The 1,746-nt window shown below is 78.9% G+C and carries 2 protein-coding genes; both read right to left on the reverse strand.

Going from position 1 to position 1,746, the window contains the following annotated elements:
- Positions 1 to 210: 210 nt before the first annotated feature.
- On the reverse strand, positions 211 to 630 hold the full coding sequence (locus tag KIK08_RS38845) for a DUF8820 family protein (protein WP_214408302.1): 420 nt from the start codon (positions 628 to 630) through the stop codon (positions 211 to 213).
- 225 nt (positions 631 to 855) lie between these two features.
- A partial coding sequence (locus KIK08_RS38850) for a coiled-coil domain-containing protein (protein WP_214408303.1) occupies positions 856 to 1,746 on the reverse strand: 891 nt, incomplete at its 5' end.

A 1,746-nucleotide genomic window follows, 5' to 3' on the forward strand; every position in this document is an offset into this window, starting at 1 on the left:
GGGAGCCCATCCACACCACGCGGCCCGGCGCGGGCAGGCCGGCCGTGGCGTACGCGGCGCGCACCGCGCGCTCGGCCGACGGCCGGTCGCAGCGCGCGGTCGAGCGCGCGACCTCCAGCCACCTCGCGCGCTCGGTGGCGCAGGCGGCGAGCTGCCGTTCGGTGAGTTCGACGCGGGCCGCCGCGGACGGCGGGCGCTGCCCGGTGGTGGTCAGTCGCCGACCCGTCGCACGACGTCGGCCCGCTCGCGCTGGCGACGGATCTCGTAGCTGCCCGGGCCGAAGGCGTTGGCCCCGTGCTCCTCGCTGTGCACGAGGTAGGCCGTGGCCCCGACCGGCACCGTCAGCACGCCCAGCACCAGGCCGGACGGCCCGGGGTCGCGGACGTCGTAGCGGCACGCCGGACCGTCCCAGGACAGCAGTGTGTGGGTGTTCGCCCCGGTGTCGCCGGGCACGAGATCGACCCCGCCGAGCGGCAGCGGCGTGGTCGCGGGCTCGGCGAGCGGGCGCGGCAGCGCGATCAGGTCGCCCTGGCACTGCGCGCCGGTGAGCACCGGGACGTCGACCTGCGCGTCGAGCGCGCCGCCCGCGCCGAGGCCGGCCCGGTGCGGGACGGCGGCGAGTGTGGTCATGGCGGTTCCTTCCGACGGGCCGCGTCGCGACCCGGGCACCGGCGTGCGGAGCCGCGGAACAGCGACGACGACCACCGGGTGCAGCGTTCGGCGGAACGTTCGGAGCCCGTTCGGCGTCGGCTCGGAGGAGCGGTCGCCCGAATGATCAATCCGCCGCTCGACCGGTGTCAACGGAACTGGCGCGTTTCGGCCACCTGGCAGCTCGCGGTGGGACGGGCGAGGTGCCTAGCGCTGCCCGGCGGGGACGGCTGCGGAGCCCGGCCGGGTCGGGTCGCCCTCGGCGCGCTGCTCGGAGCGCCCGGTCAGCGGGTGGCTCGTCGCCGGGCGCACCGGGGCGGTGGGGCGGTCGGCGCCCAGCTCGTCGGTGATGCGCCGGTGCAGCCGGGCCAGCTCCTCGCGGGCCTCGCGCCGCAACCCCTCCAGCCGCTCGACGTCGGCGGCGAGCTCGTCGCGACGGCGCTGCACGGCCTGCTCGATCTCGCGCATCGCGTCCGCGCGGGCCGCGCGGATCGCCTCCTCGGCCTCGCGGTGCATGGCGTCGACCTCGCGGTGGGCCGCGGCGCGCAGCTGCCGCGCCTCCGCGCGCGCGGCCTCCAACTCGTTGACGCTCTCCAGCTCGCGGGCCGCGAAGGCGGTCGTGCGGCGGGCCGACTCGGCCTCCAGCGCCGACGCCCGCAGCGCGAGGCTGCGCTCGACCTCCCTGCGGTGGGTGTCGGCCTGGGTCTGCGCGCGCCGCAGCAGCGCGGCCGCCTCGTCCGCCGCGGCCGTGCGCGCCTCCCTGGCCTCGGCCTCCGCCAGCCACAGCAGCCGCTCGGCCTGCTGCCCGTAGCGGGGGTCGGGTTCCGGCTCGGGCGGCGGGGTGTGCAGCGCGGCCGCGCGGACCTCGCTCAGCTCCTGCTCGACCAGCTCGCCGCGCCGCCGCTCGGCGGCCAGCCGGTGCGCCGTCTCGGCGCGCTGCTCCTCGGCCAGCGCCAGCTGCCGGGTGAGCTCGGCGACGCGGCGGTCGACCTGGGTGCGGTCGTAGCCGTTGCGGGCGGTGGCGAAGGACGTGTCCGGGGCGGGCGCGGCCGGCTCGTCGGCCGCCCGCCCGAACGCCGCGGACCGCTGCCGCCCGCC

This window comes from Pseudonocardia lacus (assembly GCF_018531445.1).
GTDB classification, from domain to species: Bacteria; Actinomycetota; Actinomycetes; order Mycobacteriales; family Pseudonocardiaceae; genus Pseudonocardia; species Pseudonocardia lacus.